Raw genomic sequence first — 1,548 nt, forward strand, 5'->3', positions numbered from 1 at the left:
TACCACACACCAGCCGCTTTCCGATTCGGCAGCGTCGGTGTGGTCGCCATCCTCATCGCGCTGTATGTGCTGTTCTGGTGAGGCGGGGGGCGCATTTCTTTATAGACGTGGCGGGATGCCCGCCACGGGTAGCTCGAAGAGCCATCGTATTATTTACATAATATACATTATGCGAAGTATGCCATAGGGCAGATCAGGCTGCTCCTAGCGTTCTGGTTCTCTAATAGCCCTCCGAAGTATCAGACCTTTGGCCTCCCGTGTCGTCATCCGGGCTCCGGCTCGCTTTGACAGGGGGTTTGGCGATTCCTATGTCTTTCCAAACCACTCCGGGTGAACACCCGCAACAACCTATTGAAGGTTCACGCCTAGCCATGCGCCTCGTCACCCTGCTGCACCGCATCACCCTCTGCTGGGCCGCCCTCGCCTGCGGGACCGCGCCGGCCGCCGAACCGGCGCCCGGCGCCAATCCGGTGCTGCGCGACCGCTTCACCGCCGACCCAGCGCCGCTGGTCGTGGGCGACACGGTCTACCTCTACGTCGGCCGTGACGAAGCCAAGGGCAACGACTTCTTCCTCATGAAGGAGTGGCTGTGCTATTCGTCCAAGGACCTACGCCACTGGACCGCCCACGGCGCCCACATGAAGCCCACCGACTTCAAGTGGGCGGTGGGCGACGCCTGGGCCGCGCAGGTGGTGCAGCGCAACGGCCGCTTCTACTTCTACGCCACCGTGCAGCACGACGACACCCACCAAGGCAAGGCCATCGGCGTGGCGGTGGCCGACAACCCGCTGGGCCCGTTCAAGGATGCGCGCGGCTCGGCGCTGGTCACCGATGCCACAACGCCGAGCCCCTACAATTGGAACGACATCGACCCCACCGTCTTCATCGACGACGACGGCACCGCCTGGCTGGCCTGGGGCAACCCGGTGCTCTACCTGGCCCGGCTCAAGCCGAACATGACCGAGCTGGACGGCCCTATCGAAAAGATCGCGCTGCCCAATTACACCGAGGGGCCGTGGCTGTCGAAGCGCAAGGGGGTGTACTACCTGACCTACGCATCCATGGCGCACCAGAACGTCTGGGAGCACCTGTCCTATGCCACCGCGCCCAGCCCGCGCGGGCCCTGGACCTACCAGGGTCTGCTGACCGGCCCGACGCACAATAGCTACACCATCCACGCGGGCGTCATCGACGACTTCAAGGGCCAGTCCTACTTGGCCTATCACAACGGCGAGCTGACCCTGCCCGACGGCCAGACCGGCAACGGCAACCGCCGCTCCGTCACGATGGAGTACCTCTACTACGACGCCGACGGCCGAATGTGGCCCGTCACGCAGACCGAGGCCGGCATCAGCATGCCGCCCAAGCCACCCGCCGGCAAGGTGCCCGCGCCGGCGGACCCGGGCCGCTCCGACCCCCGCGTGGCCGTCCAGCAGTTCGCCCAGGGCTATCCCGAAACCTGGCCGGGCCGCCCGGCGCTGGCTTCGGTCACCCGGCCTTTCGAGCAGGCCCCCGAACCCGTGGGCTTCAACCGCGACGGCGGCGCCA

The 1,548-nt window shown here is 65.9% G+C and carries 1 protein-coding gene; it reads left to right on the forward strand.

Going from position 1 to position 1,548, the window contains the following annotated elements; all coding sequences use genetic code 11:
• Positions 1 to 371: 371 nt before the first annotated feature.
• On the forward strand, positions 372 to 1,548 hold a 1,177-nt coding region (locus V6M49_RS15590), incomplete at its 3' end, for a glycoside hydrolase family 43 protein (protein ID WP_332761902.1).

The organism is Pseudarthrobacter sp., assembly GCF_036675385.1.
Classification (GTDB): domain Bacteria; phylum Actinomycetota; class Actinomycetes; order Actinomycetales; family Micrococcaceae; genus Arthrobacter.